Source organism: Companilactobacillus mishanensis (assembly GCF_003946505.1).
Classification (GTDB): domain Bacteria; phylum Bacillota; class Bacilli; order Lactobacillales; family Lactobacillaceae; genus Companilactobacillus; species Companilactobacillus mishanensis.
Window position 1 is genome coordinate 74,377 of record NZ_RHON01000003.1, and the last position, 22,244, is coordinate 96,620.

Annotated in this window: 17 protein-coding genes; 10 read left to right on the forward strand and 7 right to left on the reverse strand. The window is 36.8% G+C overall.

Annotated features, from left to right (window positions below; translation table 11 throughout):
* Positions 1 to 40: 40 nt before the first annotated feature.
* From EKM63_RS04875 to guaB, 3 genes are all read right to left on the reverse strand, one after another.
* Complete coding sequence (locus EKM63_RS04875) at positions 41 to 688, reverse strand: ABC transporter ATP-binding protein (protein WP_125704302.1); 648 nt, start codon at positions 686 to 688, stop codon at positions 41 to 43.
* 13 nt (positions 689 to 701) lie between these two features.
* Complete coding sequence (locus EKM63_RS04880) at positions 702 to 2,846, reverse strand: hypothetical protein (protein WP_125704304.1); 2,145 nt, start codon at positions 2,844 to 2,846, stop codon at positions 702 to 704.
* A gap of 304 nt (positions 2,847 to 3,150) precedes the next feature.
* Positions 3,151 to 4,629 carry an IMP dehydrogenase gene (guaB, locus tag EKM63_RS04885; RefSeq protein WP_125704307.1) on the reverse strand — a complete coding sequence of 493 codons (1,479 nt, stop codon included), beginning with the start codon at positions 4,627 to 4,629 and terminating at the stop codon, positions 3,151 to 3,153.
* A 224-nt stretch (positions 4,630 to 4,853) separates the two neighbouring features.
* On the opposite strand from guaB, the gene EKM63_RS04890 reads away from it, so the two are divergent.
* The 9 genes from EKM63_RS04890 to scrK all read left to right on the forward strand — a co-directional run bounded on the left by EKM63_RS04890 (position 4,854) and on the right by scrK (position 14,858).
* Positions 4,854 to 5,189, forward strand: a complete 336-nt coding sequence (locus EKM63_RS04890) for a DMT family transporter (protein ID WP_125704309.1) — start codon at positions 4,854 to 4,856, stop codon at positions 5,187 to 5,189.
* Positions 5,189 to 5,503 carry a DMT family transporter gene (locus EKM63_RS04895; protein ID WP_125704311.1) on the forward strand — a complete coding sequence of 105 codons (315 nt, stop codon included), beginning with the start codon at positions 5,189 to 5,191 and terminating at the stop codon, positions 5,501 to 5,503. The genes EKM63_RS04890 and EKM63_RS04895 overlap by 1 nt, the downstream gene beginning before the upstream one ends.
* A gap of 523 nt (positions 5,504 to 6,026) precedes the next feature.
* Positions 6,027 to 7,355 carry an SLAP domain-containing protein gene (locus tag EKM63_RS04900; RefSeq protein WP_125704313.1) on the forward strand — a complete coding sequence of 443 codons (1,329 nt, stop codon included), beginning with the start codon at positions 6,027 to 6,029 and terminating at the stop codon, positions 7,353 to 7,355.
* Positions 7,356 to 7,519: 164 nt separating this feature from the next.
* Positions 7,520 to 9,622: a HelD family protein gene (locus EKM63_RS04905; RefSeq protein ID WP_125704315.1), complete on the forward strand. Its 2,103-nt coding sequence runs from the start codon at positions 7,520 to 7,522 to the stop codon at positions 9,620 to 9,622.
* Positions 9,623 to 9,768: 146 nt separating this feature from the next.
* The gene (locus EKM63_RS04910; protein WP_125704317.1) at positions 9,769 to 11,259 is read left to right on the forward strand and encodes an SLAP domain-containing protein; all 1,491 of its coding nucleotides are present in this window, start codon (positions 9,769 to 9,771) and stop codon (positions 11,257 to 11,259) included.
* A 159-nt stretch (positions 11,260 to 11,418) separates the two neighbouring features.
* Positions 11,419 to 11,736, forward strand: coding sequence for a nucleoside triphosphate pyrophosphohydrolase (locus EKM63_RS04915; RefSeq protein ID WP_125704319.1), 318 nt, complete (start codon positions 11,419 to 11,421; stop codon positions 11,734 to 11,736).
* A gap of 103 nt (positions 11,737 to 11,839) precedes the next feature.
* The gene (locus EKM63_RS04920) at positions 11,840 to 12,211 is read left to right on the forward strand and encodes a DUF1304 domain-containing protein (protein WP_125704321.1); all 372 of its coding nucleotides are present in this window, start codon (positions 11,840 to 11,842) and stop codon (positions 12,209 to 12,211) included.
* Between the two features lie 70 nt (positions 12,212 to 12,281).
* Positions 12,282 to 13,886, forward strand: coding sequence for a putative polysaccharide biosynthesis protein (locus EKM63_RS04925; protein ID WP_125704323.1), 1,605 nt, complete (start codon positions 12,282 to 12,284; stop codon positions 13,884 to 13,886).
* A gap of 99 nt (positions 13,887 to 13,985) precedes the next feature.
* Positions 13,986 to 14,858: a fructokinase ScrK gene (scrK, locus tag EKM63_RS04930; protein WP_125704325.1), complete on the forward strand. Its 873-nt coding sequence runs from the start codon at positions 13,986 to 13,988 to the stop codon at positions 14,856 to 14,858.
* Between the two features lie 99 nt (positions 14,859 to 14,957).
* Here the strand turns inward: scrK and EKM63_RS04935 are convergent, their stop codons facing one another.
* From EKM63_RS04935 to EKM63_RS04945, 3 genes are read right to left on the reverse strand one after another with little or no spacing between them, the layout of a single operon-like run.
* Positions 14,958 to 15,806 (reverse strand): acetoacetate decarboxylase family protein, encoded by an 849-nt coding sequence (locus EKM63_RS04935; protein WP_125704327.1) that lies wholly within the window; start codon positions 15,804 to 15,806, stop codon positions 14,958 to 14,960.
* A 14-nt stretch (positions 15,807 to 15,820) separates the two neighbouring features.
* Positions 15,821 to 16,681 carry an SDR family NAD(P)-dependent oxidoreductase gene (locus tag EKM63_RS04940; RefSeq protein WP_125704329.1) on the reverse strand — a complete coding sequence of 287 codons (861 nt, stop codon included), beginning with the start codon at positions 16,679 to 16,681 and terminating at the stop codon, positions 15,821 to 15,823.
* Positions 16,678 to 18,666 carry an oxidoreductase gene (locus tag EKM63_RS04945; RefSeq protein WP_125704331.1) on the reverse strand — a complete coding sequence of 663 codons (1,989 nt, stop codon included), beginning with the start codon at positions 18,664 to 18,666 and terminating at the stop codon, positions 16,678 to 16,680. Before EKM63_RS04945 ends, EKM63_RS04940 begins: the two co-directional genes overlap by 4 nt.
* A 200-nt stretch (positions 18,667 to 18,866) precedes the next feature.
* Between EKM63_RS04945 and EKM63_RS04950 the strand changes: the two genes are divergently transcribed.
* Positions 18,867 to 20,369: a PucR family transcriptional regulator gene (locus tag EKM63_RS04950; RefSeq protein ID WP_164504909.1), complete on the forward strand. Its 1,503-nt coding sequence runs from the start codon at positions 18,867 to 18,869 to the stop codon at positions 20,367 to 20,369.
* Positions 20,370 to 20,542: 173 nt separating this feature from the next.
* Here the strand turns inward: EKM63_RS04950 and EKM63_RS04955 are convergent, their stop codons facing one another.
* A complete protein-coding gene (locus tag EKM63_RS04955) occupies positions 20,543 to 22,201 on the reverse strand; it encodes an amidase family protein (protein ID WP_125704335.1) in 1,659 nt (552 codons plus the stop codon).
* Positions 22,202 to 22,244: the final 43 nt, after the last annotated feature.

Genomic DNA, 22,244 nt, shown 5'->3' on the forward strand with positions numbered 1-22,244 from the left:
CTTCTGATTCAAATATAGCATTAATATAAATAAACCATTACTAATTATCTTGCTGTATTTCAATTATCCTATCAGTTTTAGAAGCTTCTTCCATGTTATGGGTTACCATAACAATTGTTTTGCCATATTTTTTATTTGTCTCTTTAATAAGTTGAAAAGCTATTTTAGCCATATCTGGATCCAGAGCACCAGTAGGTTCATCGGCTAAAATAATATCACCCGGCTTTAAAATTGTACGGGCTAATGCCACACGTTGCTTTTCCCCACCTGACAATTGATAAACTAATGTATCTTTTTTATCCACTAAGTTAAGCAGGTTTAGAATCATTTCAATACTATGTTCTTTTTCTCTCGACTTAACAAAATGCATTGCCAGCAATAGGTTGTCTTTTACTGTCTTATCTTCAACTAATGCAAATGATTGAAACAAATAATTGATTTCATTTCTACGCAATAAGCTGATCTGATGATTGTTTAATTTAGATAATGCTTTTCCTGACAAAAAAACTTCACCTGAGTCGAAAGATTCTAAAAGTCCAATAATATTTAGAAATGTTGATTTACCAGAACCTGATGGCCCTACTATTGATACAAATTCGCCCTTATTAATTGAAAGATTAAAGTTTTTTAGTATTTTTTGTTCTCCAAAAGCTTTTGAGACATTTTGAAATTCAATAATATCTTTCATAAATTTTCCTTTCTCATTTCTTGATTCCTCGATTTTTAGCGAAAATAAATATTGCCATAAACTCCATAAGTAATTCAATAGGTATGAGAATCAATCCTAAATTAGATCTAAATGTTATTACTGCAAAAAACTTTACTAAGCCAATTATTCCAACTGAAATAATTAATGGCCAATATAGCTGATAAGTCGAAAATCCAAGTATTCCTTTAACGAATAAGCTCTCTGAATTTGATATTGAAAATATCAAGGATATAGTCAATAAAATCAATACAATAGTAAAAATTATAAATACAGTAAGCCCACTGAATAACGCAATAACTGTTCCAAGCTCTCTTTGTAATCCACTTACGTATTTTTGAACTGGTACAAATTCCAACTTATTGTCAATGAGATCAAATTTTTTCAGGATGTTGCTTTTCATATTCCTATTCAGTGCAATTTTATTTTTGAATTTTAACGGGCCTGTTAAAACGTTTGCACGTAAATTTCCGTATTCCAATAGCCCCATGTTATTAGCAGTGGATACCAATATGACTGGACTCCTATCAATATTAGGCTCACCTTTGTCAGTTAACCAAGTAAATATTGGTTGTTGACTTTGATAGTATACAAATTTAATCTTTTTGTCTTGTCCAAAAGTAGTATTGACATCAGTATTATTTAAATCCAGATTTCTTACCCAGGACTTGAAAGTTTCTTTTTCATTCTTCGACCACTGACTAGGAATCAAATACAAGCGTATTCCTGAATAGGCTAGATTTTCATCAGTTTTAGTTATTTGTAAGTTATGATCATTTAAATAATTTGGAGAGAATTTCAACAATGTGAAGGGGGTTACTGGAGTTTCTCGACCCTCACTCTCCCGTATGTTATTCAACACAGAGCTTGAATAGAACTGCCCTGATGCAAGATACACGCCTTTCTTTTCTTCGATAGACTTATACCAATTCCACATCTCAGTATCTAAAACATCATCCTGACCCGAAATTGTTCCTTGATTATTCCCTGCTTCTACAGACTTTAGAGTTTCGTATTCTGAAACTTTGGACCAGTTGGATAACATTGTGCCATTTTGTTTCACAGTATCAATTGGTTTATCTAGTGCAACAGATACAAATACTAATCCAATACTCAAAACCAAATATAAACTTACCGCAAAAATATAAAGTACCTTTTTGGGTAATTTCCCTTTAATTGCATTCAACACATCCACGCCGATAATCATAATTATTGAAACAAGAAGTATACAGATAGTTAGGAAAATATTAAGGAATCCAGATAATAAATAATAATAAATTCCATGTAAATAAATTCCAGATATGGAAATTCCTAGAGCAATACTTATAAGCATTGTAAATATACTAAAATTAAAGAACTCTCCTAATAAACCATAAGCCAACTCTAATTTCCCCCATCCTAAAAGTGATAGGATTCCTAGTTCCTTTAACGAGGAAATCACATAAATGGTTAATAAAATAACCAGAATCAGTAAATCAAGTATAATTAAGCTCAATAAAATTATACCTGTAGTGCCATTATCAATTGAAAATCCAGACTTTTCTTCATGCAGATCTGATACTGATTCACCTGTTATTTTTGACAACCTTTTGAAAAAATTTTTTTGTTGTTGATAATTCAAACCTACAATATTATAGTTACCAAGAATATTATCATTAATGTTATTTTCAAGCTTATCTACATAAATGTTGGGACTAAACAAAATATGAGGAAGTCTCTTTATTGAATTAACTGATCCCGTGTTCTCACCAATAATAGCCTTCGGATTACTATTCTCCGAAAGTCTTACTAAATCATTTTTTTGAATATACGTAATATTGTCGATTGATAGCGCTGAAAATTTATTTTTGTCTCCTCCGATAGACACCCTTATTGTTGGATTCTTATTCTGAGAGACCTCTAAATTCTCTTTTACTATCGCTGCTGGCTGAGATAAAAGAAAATTGGCTGCCTTTTCGTTATTATTTCTTTTTATTTTATTAATATGGACAGTAACCGACGATTTTTCAGTAGAACCATAATTAATAACATTAGTTTGAAGTTTATCTGATAAAAAAAATATCGCCAACAACAAACATAAAACTGCTTGAATGACGATACTTATTTTTATCGAAAGGTTTATTATCTTTCGAATATTCATAAATTTCACTCTCTATCTACAATTCCAATATCCAACTGCATGTCCACTTCCAATCCATTGTTGTGCGTGGGCCGTAACTCCTGGTGTTTTCCATCCAGAAAAGTGTGACATTAGTTATTCCTAATTAATACTGTAACATCTTGTTTATACTACTTCATACTGCATATTCGATATAACTATTTATAATTATTTGTGTTAAACGATGTATAAAACTTGTTAGAATCTAACAAATAATTTTATTCTTGAGGCCAGTATATAAAAAGGCCGAAAATTTTAAAGTTTTCGGCCTTCATTAACTTATACTTTATTGTACTGAATAGTTTGGTGCTTCTTTTGTAATTGTTACATCATGTGGATGTGATTCTTTTAATCCGGCATTTGAAATTTGGATGAATTGGGCATCTTGCAACTCGATCAAGTTGGCTGCTCCAACATATCCCATTCCTGAACGTAAGCCACCTAGTAGTTGATAAATTACGTCGCCAACTGCTCCTTTGGCTGCTACTCGTCCTTCGATTCCTTCGGGAACTAACTTGTTTGCTTCGTTAACTCCACTTTGGAAATATCTGTCGGATGAACCGTGTGACATGGCTGCTAAACTTCCCATTCCACGGTATGTCTTAAAACGACGTCCTTGATAAATTTCAAATTCGCCAGGGGCTTCATCTGTTCCGGCTAACATTGATCCTAGCATAACGGCGTTACCACCGCCTGCTAAGGCTTTGACAATATCACCTGAGTACTTGATACCACCATCAGCAATGATTGTCTTGCCATATTCATGAGCAACACATGCTGCATCATAAACGGCTGTCAGTTGTGGTACACCAACTCCGGCAACGATTCTTGTTGTACAGATTGATCCTGGTCCGATTCCGACTTTAACTACATCGACTCCGGCATCGTACAATGCTCTTGTACCTTCAGCTGTAGCAACATTTCCTGCAATCAAAGTTGCATCTGGAAATTCTTCACGGATTTGTGTAATTTTACGTAACACACCTGATGAATGTCCATGGGCAGTATCAATAATAATTGCATCTGCTCCGGCATCTAGCAAGGCTGTGGCACGTTCAAAGGTATCACTGGTAACACCAACTGCGGCTGCTACTAGCAATCTACCATATTTATCTTTTGCGGCATTAGGAAATTTTTCTACTTTTTCAATATCTTTAATTGTTACTAATCCACCTAGACGACCTTGGCCATCTACTAGTGGAAGTTTTTCGATCTTATACTTTTGAAGAATTTTTTCTGCTTCTTCAAGAGAAGTTCCGACTGGTGCTGTGATCAAGTTTTCTTTTGTCATTACTGTATCGATTTTTACAGAATAATCACTAATAAAACGTAAATCACGGTTAGTAATGATTCCAACTAATTTTAGTTCGTCAGTATTTGAAACGATTGGAACACCACTGATGCGATAAGTGTGCATCAAATCTTCAGCTGCACTAACTGGTGCGTCAACTGTTAGATAAATTGGATCGATGATAACTCCGTTTTCAGAACGTTTTACTTTCAAAACTTCATCAGCTTGTTGCTCAATGCTCATGTTCTTGTGAATGACACCTAGTCCACCTTGGCGGGCCATTGCAATAGCCATTGGAGCTTCGGTAACTGTATCCATACTTGCACTCAAAATTGGTGTGTTCAACTTGATGTTCTTAGCTAGTTGAACTGATAGATCAACCTCATTTGGCAAAACATGACTCTCTGCTGGTACTAATAAAACGTCATCAAACGTGAATCCCTTTTTATCAAATTTTGTATCCCATGCCGACATGAAAAAATTCCTCCTATTTTTATTGCCCATTTTCTGGGTAAAATTTATAGTAATGATAGTTGATTTTAGTGGTCTAGTCAATTATAAAACTTGCTAAAATTGCCCAAAACACCGCGTTTAACTTAATAGATTGCCGTTCAAAAAAATTTAAAGTAAAATATAGTAGAAGACACCAAGCAAACCCAACCAGGCGGTTTGCTTTTTTTCTTTGTGGAGGTGAAGCCATGACAAAAAGTTGGCTAGAAATATTTATCGGGGCAATACTAGAAGTTGTCTGGGTTTCCGCAATGAAACACAATCACTCTATCGGCTCATTTGTACTCGTCATTGCAATACTTATATTGAGCTTTTATTTGATGATAGATGCGAGCAAAAACATCCCTGCCGGGACGACATATGCAGTTTATGTCGGATTAGGATCATTATTTGTTGTGATTGCAGGCGTGTTGGTTTACCACGAAGCATTTAGTTGGGAAAAACTTATCTTCATTATATTGTTGACAGTCGGCGTAGTTGGTTTGAAATTTGTGACTGACTATGAAGAAAGGCGGGCAAAATAATGGATTGGATATTTTTGATTTTAGCAGGATTAGGTGAAATGGCTGGTGTTACTTCATTAGGCTTTTATTCTAATAAGAAACACATAATGGCGTTAGTAGCACTGATCGTCTCATTTACATTCAGTTTCACCTTTCTTTACTTAGCATTACAAACAATTCCAATGTCGATAGGTTATTCGATCTGGACTGGTATTGGAGCAGCCGGTGGTGCTATTACTAATATGTGGCTATTTGGCGAATCAAGAAGTTGGATACGATTCTTCTTCATTTTTTTGATCATCTTCGCTGTGATCGGATTGAAGTTCTCAAATTAGCTACCTTATTAATTTTTGAATTTATATAAAACAGTTTTTTTCTAGTTAATATAATAGGAAAAACTGTTTTTTATTTTGCCTATCTTTGTGATTCATTATTTATAACTGATAATTAATCTCGAGATAATTTGTGTTTGCACCAAAATATAGTTTGCTTGATAACATTATTATCAATTTACTTCGTTTAAAAATAATACTTAATTATCGTAATTCGATATATACAGTTAGGAAACTACTATATTTCTGAAATTTGTTAAATTCATTTTCTTTAGTTAGCTAACAATAATTATTTAACTATAGAACTCCTATTCCAAATATATCCTCTCAATATACCAATATCGTTGGTTGCTTATTTCGAAAAATAACGGTTCATAAAAATCAATTTATAACCGGTTTTATAGTACCTTACATAACTTTGACATATGCTGTTACGGCTATTGTATGAGGTGTATTTTCCGTTTATATTTTTACTATGTCCTTAAAACAGATACAGGCAAAAATTTAAATATTTAGGGGAATATTGATGAATAAAGTAAAACCAATCACACTAGCTGGAGTAATTTTTTCCAGTCTAATGATCGGCACAACTATCACCACACCGGTCTTGACTTTCGCTGCCACACTCAACTCGCAATATATGGAATACGTGGACAACACGATCGTTTACAGTGTTGAAGGCACAAATCATGTTGTAACGACACAAAGGGTCCATGGAGTACGTGGATATAAGTGGGCGCTCGAAATCCCTTCAGGATACTCACTTGCGTCATCACAACCAAACTACATTACTTTGGATGCCAACAACTCACGTCTATTCGTTAAATTAGCAGAAGCTGATAAATCTCACATCGAAACAAAGATAAACTATATAGATTCTGACACAAATCAAGTTTTCCAGACTGAAATATTACGTGGTCACGAAGGGCAATCTATAACTTTAAATGTTCCTGATTTATACATCTGTGCCAATCCCAACGACAGTCAATACACTCTGATCAAGGGACCTACTAGTCGAGATGTCTATGTAAAACGCGCACCTTTGGCAAAAAATGAGGTCACAAATACAATTCATTACCGTATTGCCAACTCAACTGGATCATATCTGGTGACTAAACTGGTAACCGGCAAAATTGGCGAGAGAGTTTCCGTCGAAGTTCCAGACGGGTATAAATTGAAGTTTCACGAAAGTTCAGTTTATTTATTGCAATATGATGGTGCCATTCAAATAATCGATATAGTTAAAGACGATAATGCTGTTTCGACAGAATTAACTTTTGTTGAAGAAGGCACTAATGAAGTAGTGGGTCATTACAAATTAACTGGTAGTTTTGGCCAAACATTAAACGTTGATTATCCAACTGGTTACTCACCCGTTAACGATTCTGATTCTGTTTTCACGCTTATCAAAGGTCAGGCTAATAGAACAATCCTTGTTAAAGCTAGTAATGATGGCATTAATCTTTCTTCATTTAAATCTACGGTGATGGTAAAAAGTAAGCAAACTGCTAATTTATACGGTAAAACTGGTAAATTAAAAGCTTTTCGTTCACTCGCCGGAAATACTGATTGGTTGACCGATAAAAAAGCTACCATTAATGGTCAAACTTATTATCGCGTTTCTTCAGATGAGTTTGTTAAAGCTAGTGATGTTTTAGAATACACTTCATCTGTCGGAACTATTAATGCTAGTTCGGGTGATGTGAAGCCTCTATATAACTCAGAAGGCAAACGAAGTACTCGATCTGTTGCGCCAAATACAGCTTGGTATACTGATAAATATGCAATTATCAACGGTCAAAAAATGTTTAGAATTTCAACCAATGAATGGATCAAAGCTTCGGATATTAGTTAATTTAAACAGAAAAAAAGCAGGACAATTGTCCTGCTTTTCGTATATACAAAAATATGTTAGTTCTCTTCCCACATTTAATTATGAACGAAAATTGGATGAAGTACAAGACTGTTATTTGAAGAGAATACGTAATAACATAGGATACCTAATAAGGGGGTATTCGCATGTCTGACAAAACATTTCAAGCCGAACAAAATCATCTCCAAGAAGTTTATGACACGTTACAGTCCACTTTTGAATTGATCGACAAATCTCTTAAGGAAAACGCCAAGACTGCCCGAGAATTCAAACAAGATTCCGGTAAAAGGACGGCCCTCAACTTTGACAGTTACGCCGACAATCTTGATACCTTCGCAGCTATGGAAACCATGAACAAACAAATCGATTACTACAACCTTAAGCAGGAGCAAATGGAAACTACTAAAAATAAAATAACTCGCTTCCTTCCCGCTCCATATTTTGCTCGTATCGATTTGAAATATCCTGATGAGTCTCAAGAAATTCCCTTCTACATTGGTTCAGCCGGATTTTCTCCAACTCCAGAAGATCCAATGATTCTCGACTGGCGCTCACCGATTGCTGATTTATACTACAACAATAAAATGGGACAAACATCCTATCTGGCAAATAATCGAGACGTTGAAGTTTCGGTGGACACTCGTCGGCAATTTTTGTTACACCAAAATAAGCTCGATGATATCTTTGATTCAGATGTAGCGATTCAAGATCCACTGTTAGTCAAAACTTTACAGGAAAATAAAAGTAATCAAATGGGGTCGATCACAGCCACCATTCAAAGTGAACAAAATGTAATTATCCGAGACACCGATAGCCAAGCGTTACTAGTGAATGGGATTGCTGGAAGTGGTAAGACATCGGTCGTCCTACAACGTATAGCTTATTTGCTATACCGTTATCGAGAAAATCTTGTCGCTGATGATGTCTTATTATTGACGCCAAACTGCCTTTTCACAACTTATATCAATCGTGTTTTACCAAGCTTAGGTGAAGAATCGCCTCGACAAATGACCTTCCAACAATTGTTGGATCAATTTGTTGATACTAAAACTGAATTTGAAGGTAATCGAAGCCATGTCGAATTGCTTTCGCAAGAATTACCTAAACTAGAATTAGATACCAACAATTTCCGAAATATTAAGCTAAATGGAAAGTTACTTTTTGGAAAAACTACTATTAAGAAGTATTTTGACCAAACTCCTAAGACCCTCACATTAAAAAAACGTCTGACTGCCCTAACTTCCACACTAATATCAATTTTGGAAAACACCATCCAACGCGATTCACTTTCTGATGAAAAACAAGCTGAATTAAGTGAATTGACAGAATCTCAGCAGGAAAAGATATTCGGTAAGACAATCACTCCCAGCTCGGACAAACAAGTCCAACAAGCGACCAAGTTGATGCTTCAATGGCAATTTCGCAAAGTAAGTAAAGTTTTGAGTAATATGAGCTGGTTAAATCTTCCAACTATCGTCGATAATTTAACAAAGACAAATACAAAAAATAAATTGGATTATGCATATGCAAATCTATATTTAAAGAATCTAACTAACAAATCTCTAAGATTCGTAATGATCGATGAAATTCAAGATTACAGTCTCGACCAAATAAAATTTCTTATCTCCGCATATCCAAAAGCTTCGTGGACATTGGTCGGCGACGAGTTTCAATCAATTCAAGATTCCAAGACACCGCTAACCTTTGATCAGTTAAAAAAGGTGTTCGAAGCTCATTCGATTAAAGTTAAACAGCGTGACCTAGTAACGAGTTATCGTTCAAGTGGTCCGATAACGAAAACTTTTGTCAGTTATGGATCCCCTGAGCTAATTAATAAAGTCAAAATAATTCAGACCAATGGAGAAAATCCACAATTATTCCAAAGTTCAGATGAAGACGAACTTTTTGAGAATATTAAATCTCAGATCGAACAATTTTCTCTAAATAAATTGTCTGCAATTATTACATCTGAAACAAAAGAGTCACAAAATATTGTTAAATATCTGGATAATCCGAACATTATGGTCGCAAGTGACCGTAGCAACTTACCTGAAAAAGGAATCGTCGTTCTTCCGCTGACTTTGGCCAAAGGTTTGGAGTTCGATAATGTAATAATTGCAAACGTTAACAATTCTTACTACACCGGTAAAGTTGGAAGCAATCGACTTTACACCGCCTTTTCTCGTGCCTCTAAAAAATTATTTATTAATAGTATCGATAAATTTAAACCAAACTATAACTTTAACTAAAATTCAATTAATTGATAATTATTTTTTTGTATTCAAAATTTAATATTCATGTCATGGTTTAGAAACTGTATTAATACTATTATTAAAGACGAAATATCGATATAACAACTGAGGGTTATATTCGGATTTTAGAGGAGGATTACGACATGAAAAAATCAAAAAGCATTTTGGTAACTAGCGCCGTCGTAGCTAGTCTTGCTTTGGGAACAGTCTCTACTGCGGTTACATCACAGACATCCCAAGCATCAATCATTGACAATATTCAAAATATCTTTAGTGGTGCTGGTTCTGGCATTTCAACAACAGGTGGAATTGATGTTAAATCATTGAAGACAATCACACTTCCTGCAGGTGCAGATCCTAATGATTCCACAACCATTGAAGCTGCTATTGGGGGAACACCAACCTTTTATGGCATGATTCCTGCAAAAGTAACTAGTGTTGATGATAAGGGTGATGGTACGGGTACAATTCATTTTGGCCCTGACTTTGATAATTTAGGTTCAATTGGTAAGGCACTTCAAGGTATTAGCGGAATTGTCTTGAATGCAGAAGTAGACTATAAGACTGCTTCATCGATTACATTTGCAAATGGAGCAACTTCATTAAATACTAAAAAGGGTGACAAAATTAGTTTGAAGGACGATCAAACTCTTTACAAAATGTCCGATCCTAATGCTACTGCTACACTAATCAGCGATGGTGGTTTCAACTACGCATATCCTGGTACATACAGCATCACTGTCCAAGCTGTTAACGATTCAACAAAGAGTGAAGAAACTACTTTGACTGTTAACGTTCTTGACGCAACTATTCAAAACGCTAACCAAACTGTTCTTCAAGGTTCAGATTGGAGCAGCTCAAACAAAGCTACTGCTCAAGATTCACTTGGACAAGCTCTTGATCTAACTAGTTCAAATGTAAATACAAGTAAAGTTGGTTCACAAAATGTTACCTATACAGGTGTAGATCCTTCATTAGGTGCTGATGGCGAACCTATCACATTTACATTTACTGGTACTGTTAACGTTGTTAAGGCTGATGCCAATCTAACTGTTAACTTCCAAGACGCTTCAACTAGCCAAATTGTTGACACTACAACACTTACTGGTGCTAGCGGTCAATCTGTTGACATCACAGCTCCATCAGGCTATGACCTTGTAAACAGCTCTGACAGCTCTGTTACATTGCAAAAAGGTTCTAACGCTAAAACTGTTCAAGTTATCAAATCTGGTTCATCAGTTGCCACTCCATTTTCAGGAACAATCGCTACATTCCCTAATGGGGGTGTAGTTCCTCTATACAATGGTGAAGGTACACAATCTACACGTTCACTTGGTGCGGACTCAGCTTGGCAATCAGACCAAACTAAGACTATCAACGGTGAAAAATACTACCGTGTATCAACTGACGAATGGGTAAAAGCCTCACAAGTTTACGAATATTCTGGACAAAACCGTTCAATCACTACTAACTCTGGTGCAGTCAAAGCCTTGTACGCAACAGACGGATCAAGATCAAATAGATCACTTGCTCCAGGTAGCGCATGGTTTACAGATAAGTTAGCAAACATCAACGGAACACAAATGTACCGTGTTTCAACTAACGAATGGGTTGCTGCTTCAGACGTAAATTAAACTTTAATATTATAAGTCGATATCTCAAATGAGGTATTGGCTTTTTTTATTTTCAAAATTTTAAAATGATATATTTAGAATTTTGCTCCAGATTCACTATTTTGTCTTATTCCCGTCATAATGGTATTATTGGTATCAACCATTTTAGGGGGGATTTATATGGAAAAATTAGTACGTAATAAAATCCCAAATATCGTTGGGGATAAAGCAGAATTTGAAACTTTATCGAATGAAAAATATCGCATAGTTTTGAGAGACAAACTTGTTGAGGAAGCAAAGGAAGTAAAAAAAGCCGACTCACGTGCCAATCTAGTTGAAGAATTAGGGGACCTAGAAGAAGTAATGCGTGCAATTTTGGACGACGCATCTATCACTTATGAAGAAATGGATAGCATTCGCCAATCAAAAAATACTCAAAAGGGAAACTTCTCAGAAAAAATCGTTATGATAACTGATGATGATCCCCAAACTGCTTAGTTCTTAAATTTGAATTAGGCTATTCTTATACATATAACTGTAGATTGTGAAATTTCACAAAACAGTTTATCATTAAATATAATTACATTTGGAGGATATTTATATGGATTTAGTTGCCCTATTTATCGTTGCACTTATTGCAATTGAACACGTTGGAATCGGAGCATTCGAAATTTTTGGAAATACTCAAGCACAAGCCAAAGCATTCGATATGCCTGAAGACTTCGTTTCTCAAAAGAACGCCAAAACTGCATTAGCTAACCAAGGAATCTACAACGCAATGCTAGGAATCTTGACACTAGTATTTATCTTGATTTTCCCAATCGGAATTTTAAGAGTTATTCTCACATTGATGATGCTATTTATCGTTATCGTAGCCATTTTTGGAGGATTCACAGTAACCAAAAAAATTCTTTTAATGCAAGGACTACCTGCCTTAATTGGATTGATCTTAGTATTTTTCTTCTATCGTTAAAATAAATAATGGACAAGCTGATTTTTAAACTATAATAAAGTAATACTTTATTTAGAATGGATACAATTTGATGAAAAAAGATTCATTATTAAAAAGTTCGCTTTGGATTTCGTTAAGTGGAATCTTTTCAAGAGTTTTAGCTGTTGTTTACATTATTCCTTGGAATATTTGGATCGGTGCCGGAGCAGGACTAGCATACGTCACTGTTGCCAACGCTATATACGCCAAGGTTTATAACATATACAATCTATTCTTGATAATCGCCACTGCCGGAATTCCATCGGCAATTTCAAAAGAAGTCGCGGCCCAGAATTCAATTGGGCAATATGACCAAAGTGAAAAAATACTGAAGAAATATAGTATCTACATGACACTTATCGGTGTCGTTTTGGCTGCTATTATGTTTTTCGGAGCAAAATACGTTTCGATAATATTTGCAGCAGGTGATACTCGTGTTATCACACCAATAAAATATTTGAGTATCGCTCTGTTAGTCATCCCCGCATTGGGTATTTTAAGAGGATATATTCAAGGATATGCTTTGATTTCGCTATCTGCTTTTTCACAGGTTATTGAACAAATTGCCCGTGTTGCCTACATGTTGTATACGACCTATACAATCATGATCATCAGTAAAGGTAGCTACCTGGATGCCATCAATCAGTCAACGTTAGCTTCGTTTATTGGTGCCACATTGGCATACATTTTCTTACTTTGGATTCGTCACCGTGCTCGCAAGAATCTTCCTGAAACAAAGGTTACAGATGAGGCATTAAGACCTCAAATAAGTTTCAATGGAATGCTTAAATCAGCTATTCCATTCTTACTGGTAGATACAATAATGGTTGTTTTACAACTATTTGATCAAACAACTTTCTCATGGATTTATGAATTCATCCTACACGCAAGTAAACATACGATTGATAATCTATTCGGTATGTTTGGATTCCAGGCTAACAAACTTATCATGGTTTTAGTTTCATTGGCCATTTCAGTTTCCGCATCTATCATTCCTGCCCTTTCAGCATTGATAAGTCGTAAATCAGAGAAAAAACAAATTCAAAACTTGATGAGAAATATCGTTGAGTTTACGATTTTCATTATTTTACCTGCCACTTTCGGTATGATTGCTATTAGTCGTCAACTTTGGACTCTGTTTTATGTTCCAAGTTTCCAAGGGACTTACATTCTTATTGTTTCTTGTGCTGAAGCTATTTTCTACTGCATCTTCATGATCCTAGAAAACATCTTACAGGTCACACATCACGTTAAAAAATCGATGTATTACCTCGGTATAGCTTATTTGATTAAGATGGTTCTACAACTCCCATTAACAGTTTACTTAGCTGCTTATGGTCCACTATTAGCTTCAACTATTGCATTCATGGTTATGGGACATTTTGCTTTCAGACTATTGAATAAAGAATACGATATCGTCGATAAAGCCTTAGGCAAACGTTTGATAATCGTTGCCGTAAATAGTTTGATCATGTTAGTTCTAGTCGGTGCATCAGTCTTCGGAATTACCTTTATGATTTCTGATGCTGGTAAAGTTGGTTCTGGTATTGTATTAACGATTGGTGCCGTCATCGGAATCATAGTTTACGCTCTGTTAAGTTACAAAACTGGAGCACTACAAATTCTCAAAAAGATCCGTAACACAGAAATTTACTAAAATAAGCCACATGGCTTATTTTTTTTACAAGTTGACGGCAAAATATCACAATGTTAATCTTTTATTATTTCAAAGGTCAATAATCAGGAGGAAGAAAATTTGCTAGTAGGTAGTATAGAAGCCGGTGGGACAAAGTTTGTCTGTGCTGTTGGTGATGAAGATTATCGTATTAAAGACAGTGTGCATTTCCCAACAACAACGCCAGAGGAAACTCTCCGCAAAACTATTGATTACTTCAAGAAATTCGATGTTGAAGCAATTGGTATCGCATCATTTGGTCCAATCGAATTAAGAAAAAACTCTCCAAAATATGGTTACATTACAAAGACTCCCAAGCCAAATTGGGAAAATACTGATTTCGTGGGAACTCTCAAAAAGGAATTAAATGTACCAATGTTTTGGACAACTGACGTTAACGGCTCTGCCTACGGTGAATACGTTATGTCGACTCTTTCAAACGAAAAAATTGAATCACTAGTTTATTACACTATCGGAACTGGTGTCGGTGGTGGAGCTATCAAGAACGGCGAATTCGTCGGTACTGTTGGACATCCAGAAATGGGACATACGTTACTAAAACGCCATCCTGACGATTTAGATTTCAAAGGTATCTGTCCATTCCATGGTGACTGTCTAGAAGGCCTAGTAGCTGGACCAACATTCGACGCTCGTCTTGGTAAACCTGGTAAAGATGTACCCCAATCAGATCATGTTTGGGACATTATGGCCTATTACGTTGCCCAAGCAGCACTTCAAGTTACATTGATCCTTCGTCCAGATAAAGTTGTTTTCGGTGGTGGAGTTGTCAGTGAACCATTCCTAGACAAAGTACGTGCACAATTCAAAGAACTACTTAACGGTTACGTCGAAGTTGGCGATTTGAAGAAGTACATCACTATGCCATTGGTAAAAGACAATGGCTCAGCAACATTAGGCGATTTTGCTTTAGCAATACGCGAACTACAAGAATAATTCAGAGCGAAAAATAAAACGGTAGCCTCTGAGCATTTAGGTAAGCACACAAAAAGGAGATCTCAATCGAGGTCTCCTTTTGTGTATTCATAATAAATTCTAAATAATAAATGTGTTTACTTTAGGATTCATCATGCTTCTGTCATAACGTCCTGTTAGTAAGTATGGCATTGTCTTCTTTGCGTCAACATCAGCCAACTTCAATGTGTTGTGCATTACTGATGTATCAACGTGATACCATGCTGCTCCAAGTGGTTTCAATACTTTTAATTCACCAAATGGATCATCGTCTGATGAGTTCAATTTGATGCTTAATTTTCCTGGTTCAAAGCTATCTGTAACTGTTGTACTCTGTGTTGCAACTAATTTTACATTTGAGAAGACATTGCTTCCGTCTTCTACTTGATCCATGTCCCATGTATAGAAGAAACTGCTTGTTTCAGCTTGTGAGTTTAGAACTGATTGAGCATCGAATACTTGATGTGCCAAATCTGGTTCGTTGTAGTCACCTTTCTCCCATGATAATTCCATCAATCTTGTTCCGTGACGTTCAACAATTGCTGTAGCTGAATTATCATTTCTTCTGATTTCAAATTTATCTGCCAATTTCTTAGGGATACCGGCACCTTCACGTCCGGCTATAACTCCCTCTTCAGCACCTGGTCCATGCAACATTAAGTTGAATGGATAAGCTCCGATCATTTTGTCATCATAATTTGCCAATACATATAATACAGCTTCCATATATGCTCGACCAAAACTAGGTTTACCCATTTGAACTGTATATCCACAAATTACTGGGGCAACTAATTTCAAAGGCTTTGGTAATAGCTTCTTCAAAACTTTCTCTGGTGCTGCATATGCGAACATTATACCTTCCTGGTCATTCATTGATGGCAGCGTTAAGAAGTTCTTTACATCATCATCTGGTACTAAAAAACTTGCCATTTGTCATACCTCCTTTACATTAAACCATCCATAACGTGTACATCTGGCTTGTCTCCATTTACGATACGTTTTACACGATCACCGATCATTGTGTTAAATACTGGGTGAGTCAAGATATAGAATTCTTCATCTTCCAAAGCTTGAAATACTGTCAAAGCAATTGAATCAATCGGCATACCATTCTTGATAACAAATTCAGATACTTGTTGTCCGCCTTTAAAGACATCACTTGTGTAATATGGATCACTCGTGTCAGTGTATTGAGCTGGTCTATGTGATTCAGTATGATACAGATCTGTCTGAACGAATCCTGGGCACATTACGTGCATTTCAATATCAGCACCCAGACGTTGTAAGTCATATGCTGTAGCTTCTGTCATACCGACACTGGCAAATTTGCTTGCGTGATAGGCTGGCATTCCCGGTGTATCGATCAATCCCGCAATGGAAGCAACGTTCAAAATTGCGCCATGTGTCTTTTGTTTCAACATAATAGGAATGACTTTTTGCATTGCATAAACTTGACTCATCAAGTTAACGTGCATGATCCATTCCCAGTCACGGCTTGGTAATTGCCATACAGTTCCTGGTAATGCGATACCGGCATCATTGATCAACAAATCGATTTGATTGAATCTCTTCATTGCTTGATCAATTGCAGCATCAACATCTTCTTCTTTTGTAACGTCACCTGGGATCATCTCAACTTGAGCGCCCATGGCAGCAATTTCCTTATAAACACGTTTCAAAGCTGGTTCATCAATATCTACTAATGCCAATTTCATCCCTCTGCGGGCACCTTCTTTGGCAATTTCTGTACCAAATCCGTGGGCAGCACCAGTGATGAACATTACTTTATCTTTAAATTCTTTCATTCTGTTACCTCTCCTTCCCTAGTTTTAACTGAAACTGGTCCGAAAATATAAGCTTTTGTGTAACCATCTTTCATAGCGTCAGCGATTTGACCGCTTGAACTTGCATCACCAATCAATTTAGTCTGATCAAATGCTTCTACAAATGGTTCTGTACCAGTTGCATCTGGTTTTACACCAAGTGAAAGTACAACTGTGTCAGCAGGAACTGATTTCATTGAGTGATCAATACTATTAAGAATCTTGATACCTTGGTCGCTAGCACCGATCATTTGCTCGTTTGTCATAATTGTTGGAGCTGGATCCATCTTCTTCAATCTATTCATTTCATCCATCAATAGAGTAGGATTCATTCCTGGTCCAACTGATTTAAGTTTTTCAACGATTGTTACTTCATGACCTTCACCGATCAATTTTTCAGCGGTTTCGAGTCCTGTCATTCCTGAACCTACAACAACTGCTTTGCCTTTAACATCAGCCTTGCCAGCTAAGTAGTCTTCTGCAGTAACAACAGTATTTCCATCCATTCCTGGTAACATTGGAATAATTGGTTTAGCACCAGCAGCAATAAATACGCCAACTGGATCAAGTTTTTGAACAGCTTCGACTGTAGCTTTTTCATTCAAATGAACGTCGATATTTTCTCTCTTCTCAACTTGGTTGATCAAATGGTCTCTAAATAATTCAATCTTGTCTTTGAATGGAGGAACAATAGCAATATTAAGAGTTCCACCTAATTGATCTTGGTTATCGAACAATGTAACTTTGTAGCCACGATCAGCAAGTGTCTTGGAAGCTTCCATACCACCAGGTCCACCACCGATAACTACTACATTTTGACCATTTCCGTCTTTAGCAAGTGATGAGAATTCGCGTTCTCTACCCATTCTTGGGTTAACTGCACAGATGGCATGTTTACCTTCACTAAGAGCCTGGAAGCAAAGTAGGCATCCGATACATGTCGTAATTTGATCTGATTGACCAGTTCTTGCTTTGTATGACCATGCTGGATCTGCCAAACTAGCTCTGGCAATTCCGATGAAGTCTGAAGCATCTGATTCCAATAATTCTTCAGCGAATTCTGGAGTCTTGATGTTATCAACAGCGATAACTGGAACAGAAACATTTTTCTTGATTTGAGTTGAAAGATTTCTCTTCCATCCTTGTGGATATGATCCTGGTTCAATAATTGTTGGAGCACTTTCGTAGATACCACTTGAAACGTTGATAGCATCTGCACCGTAGCTCTCAATAGTACGAGCAATTTTTACAGAATCTTCAATCTTAAGTCCGCCATCAACGAATTCATCAGCTGAAATACGAACACTAACTGGGTAATCTTGACCGTTCATATATTTGATTCCGGCAATAATTTCTTGAAGAATTCTCAAACGATTGTGGAAACTGCCACCATATCTGTCCGTACGATGGTTTGAATAAGGTGACAAGAATTGGTTGATCAAGTATCCGTGAGCAGCATGGATCTCAACACCATCAATGCCACCAGCTTTAGCAATAACGGCACCTTTGATGAATTTCTTGACCATATCGCCAACTTCTTCAGTTGTCATTGCACGAGGTGTTTGACCAACGAATTTGTCAGCAATTGCTGAAGGAGCAATCATCTTTTGGCCACCGATCAAGTCTTCACTAGTTTCACGACCTGGATGATGTAATTGTACAAAAATTTTACAATCATACTTATGTACTGTATCTGATAATCTCTGAAGTTGAGGGATAACTTTGGGGTCAGTAACTGCCAATTGCTTGTAAGTTCCAACACCTGTGTCATCATCAACACGTGTGATTTCGGTAATGATCAAGCCTACTCCACCACGCGCACGTTCCTCATAATAACGAATCATATCATCACTAGCTTCACCATTTAGCTTGGCTAATGACACTCCAATGGCCGGCATGACAACTCTATTTTTTAAAGTTAATTTACCAATACGACCACTTGTGAACATTTTTTTAAATTGGTTCATTTAAACTACCTCCTTGTCATGAATGCGATTTCATCACTGTCTTTACAATACATTTGGCCAAAGGTATTATAAAGATACTTACTGAACAAGGATTTATAGTCATGACTGTGCAGTTTGCACAATATTCTTGTCCGACAACGACTCTCACTGTTCAAAAAAAAATTAAAATAGTGAAATCTTTATCAAGGAGAGTAACTAAAATGAAGCTGAGCGAGCTAATAAGCCTGTTATCACACCATTTCATCATTGGTCACGTAAAGATCGACACCGAGACTGATATCAATAAAATCCAGATCAAACCTAAGCAAATTAGCGTTACGGATCCTGGGATTCTTTATATTGGTCGTAATCAAGTAGAAGGCGGACCACTTGAGCTGTTAAATTATACTAACAATATCGAAAATTCTGCCGTGGTTCTCTGTCCTTGTCAGGTCAACCAGTCTGACAGTGTGTTAGCGAACGAACCATTGATCCAAATTTTTAACCAGGCCAATACCATTTTGGAAAACGACCAAAATACTTCGTCAGTTATCGCCAATTTAGCAATGAATGCCGTAACGGATGACTTACAAACAAGCATCAACCGTGCTGCTGAGACTGTGCATAATTCACTGTTGATAATTGACCCCAATTATCAAGTATTGTTGCATTCAACTGAATTCGGCTTCTCTGACCCTCTGTGGAGTCAAATCATAAATCAGGGTTACTGTAGCTATGACTTCATTGCCGCCGTTAAACACATAATTAGAACTCAATCGGACAGTAATTTAGCCGTCTACGATGTTCCCTGTCCCAAATCACCATATCATCGTCGAGTCACCAACCTTTATAACAAAGGAAAGCTATTGGGATTCATGCTGATGTTCGATGATCACACACCGTTCGCCGATAACACTTCAAAAATTTTGCCAAAAGTCGGTCAAATATTGGCTGGGGAACTTGTGCGTAACCACGTGGCCGCCCCAACAGAAAACAACCGAGATAGACTTTTAAACACCTTATTAACAGAACAGCAAACTCAAAACTTTCGAAACATCTTTGCCGCACAGCACATGGAATTACCGAAGACAATGGTAGTTTTAACCTGTTTACCACTAAATAAGCAGCCATTGAATGGCGTGCAACAACAAGTAAAACGACATTTGAGCATGCAATTCCCAGATACACTGTCCACAACTTATCAACATCATCTATTAGCGTTAGTGCCACTGACACTGACCCAATATCACAGCCATCAATTCCAGCAACTACTAGAACAAATAGCTAAAGATACCAGATGTAAAATTTTCGTCTCAACATTCTACAACAATCCAAGCGACACAAAAGCCGCCTTCGTAGTCTGCAAAATAACTATGAAATTATCACAATCACCAGAACCAGTTATATTCTGTGAAGACCAATACTTCGATTTAATGTTAGCCAGAATAAACCACGACGCAATCTTGCCATTCTTCATAGATCCAACAATCCAAACATTGCAGAATTACGATGTGGAAAACGAAACAGAATTGTTAACAACCTTATTAACATACCTACAACAAGACGGAAACCTATCCCACACAGCCGATACACTCTACATACACCGCAACACATTGCACAACCGACTAGAAAGAATAAACGAATTGACCGCAATAGATTTAAAAGACGCCAATACCAGATTCAAACTACTGTGCAGTTTTAAGATAAAAGAGTATGTACATTAATAGAACACAAAAAAAAAGAGCAGAAAATTCTGCTCTTTTTGTATGTAAATTTTTTCTAGCCTATCACAGATTCTATATATTAGTATCCACACTAAATCCAAAATAAAATATGCATACCCATTAATAAGTAAATTAAAGCATCTGCTGAACACCATTCTTCGGAATCGGCATCCTTAATCACCCAAAGCAGCAGCTTTAACTTTAAACTGGCCGTTTGATTCGAAATACTGACCGACTGACAACAAAAGTCGATCCTGGTTACGTGCAGCATTAAACTGTATCCCCAATGGCAGTCCATCAGAAGAAACATAAGTAGGCAAACTAATAGCAGGCTCTCCGGTCAAATTAGCTTGTTGAGTAAACGGTGTATAAGTCAAAGCAGGTAACCATTGCTTATACACAAGGTCAGATTTCTGCTGTTTAGTCATCTTGTCGATTCGCTTGATAGCTGAAATATCAGAATCTTTCATAATCGTATCGTTAACTTTTGGTGCCGTATAAGCGTTTGTAGGTGTTAGGAACAGTTGATATTTCTGGTGGAATTCCTCCATTTTATCAGTCGCAGCATCAATAGAATCCCAGGCAGCTTTGTAATCAGCTTCGTCTGTATCTTTCCCGTATTGATACAAAGCCCAAGTAGTCCAATCAACATCGTCTATTTGCAGATGACGTTTTTGTTGAGCCATCGACAACTTATCAATACTGTCCATCCCTTCACTACCCAATGTGTAGTAGTTGTGCATAAGTTTTACACCGTCAATTGGATAGGCAACTTTATCCACCTCAAATCCTCTATCTCGTAAAAATTTAACTGCGTTTTCCACAGCTTTTACCGCGTCAGAACTGACTGAAGTTTTAACTGGAGACTGCGTTGTATAAGCAATTCTAATTTTATCCGGTTTGAATGGAACATCAGGTAGATCCACATCAACCAGGTTGTTGAAAAGTTTTACCGTGTCAGTCATATTCTTCGTTTCAGCAAAATGACTAGTTTGAACATGATGAACTTCTTTACTCCATTTCATGATACCAGGGGACGGTTTCAGTCCCACGATTCCATTCCATGATGCAGGAATTCTGATTGAACCACCGGCATCACTACCCGTAGCTACTGGAGCATATCCCGCGGCAACTCCTGAGGCTGACCCACCAGATGAACCACCTGATTGATAATTTGGATTCCAAGCATTACCTGTCGGACCATATAGTTTCGAATTTGTAATATTTTTTAGACCAAGCTCTGGATAATTAGTCTGACCAACAATGATGAATCCAGCATCTTGGAATGCCTTGGTGACATCACTATTTTTGTCAGCAACGATATCTTTTGCATAAATCAATCCGTTAGATGCACTACCGCCGACTATTTTGTGCCCCAATCCCTTAAGTAAAAGTGGCACTCCATAAAATGGTTGACCTGTATCTTTTAACTCAGACGCTTCTTGCAAGGCTTGATTCTTACGAAGCGTGATCATCGCATGTAACTCAGGATCTTTAGCTGCGATTTCTTGATAGGCGAAATTGACCAATTGTACGCTAGTGACTTTTCCACTACGCACAGCTTGAGCCAATTCAGTCGCAGTACTGTTTTCATAGTCCTGCAATGTAAAATCTGATACTGCTGATTCTTTTGCAGTATTAGTCGTATTGATATCAGTTGAAGCATTTGTTTCAGGGTTCTGTGTAGCTGTAGTCGATCCAGTTTCCTCTGGTGCTGGTGCCGAGACACTCGTGGTAGTCGCAAAGACCAAGTTGGCAGGAATACTCATTGCCGCGACCGCCAAGACAGTCGAAAATCTTATCAGATATTTTCCCCAATTATGCTTACTCATTACTTACCCCTTTCAAAACTGTTTTCAGCTATAAAACTACGGT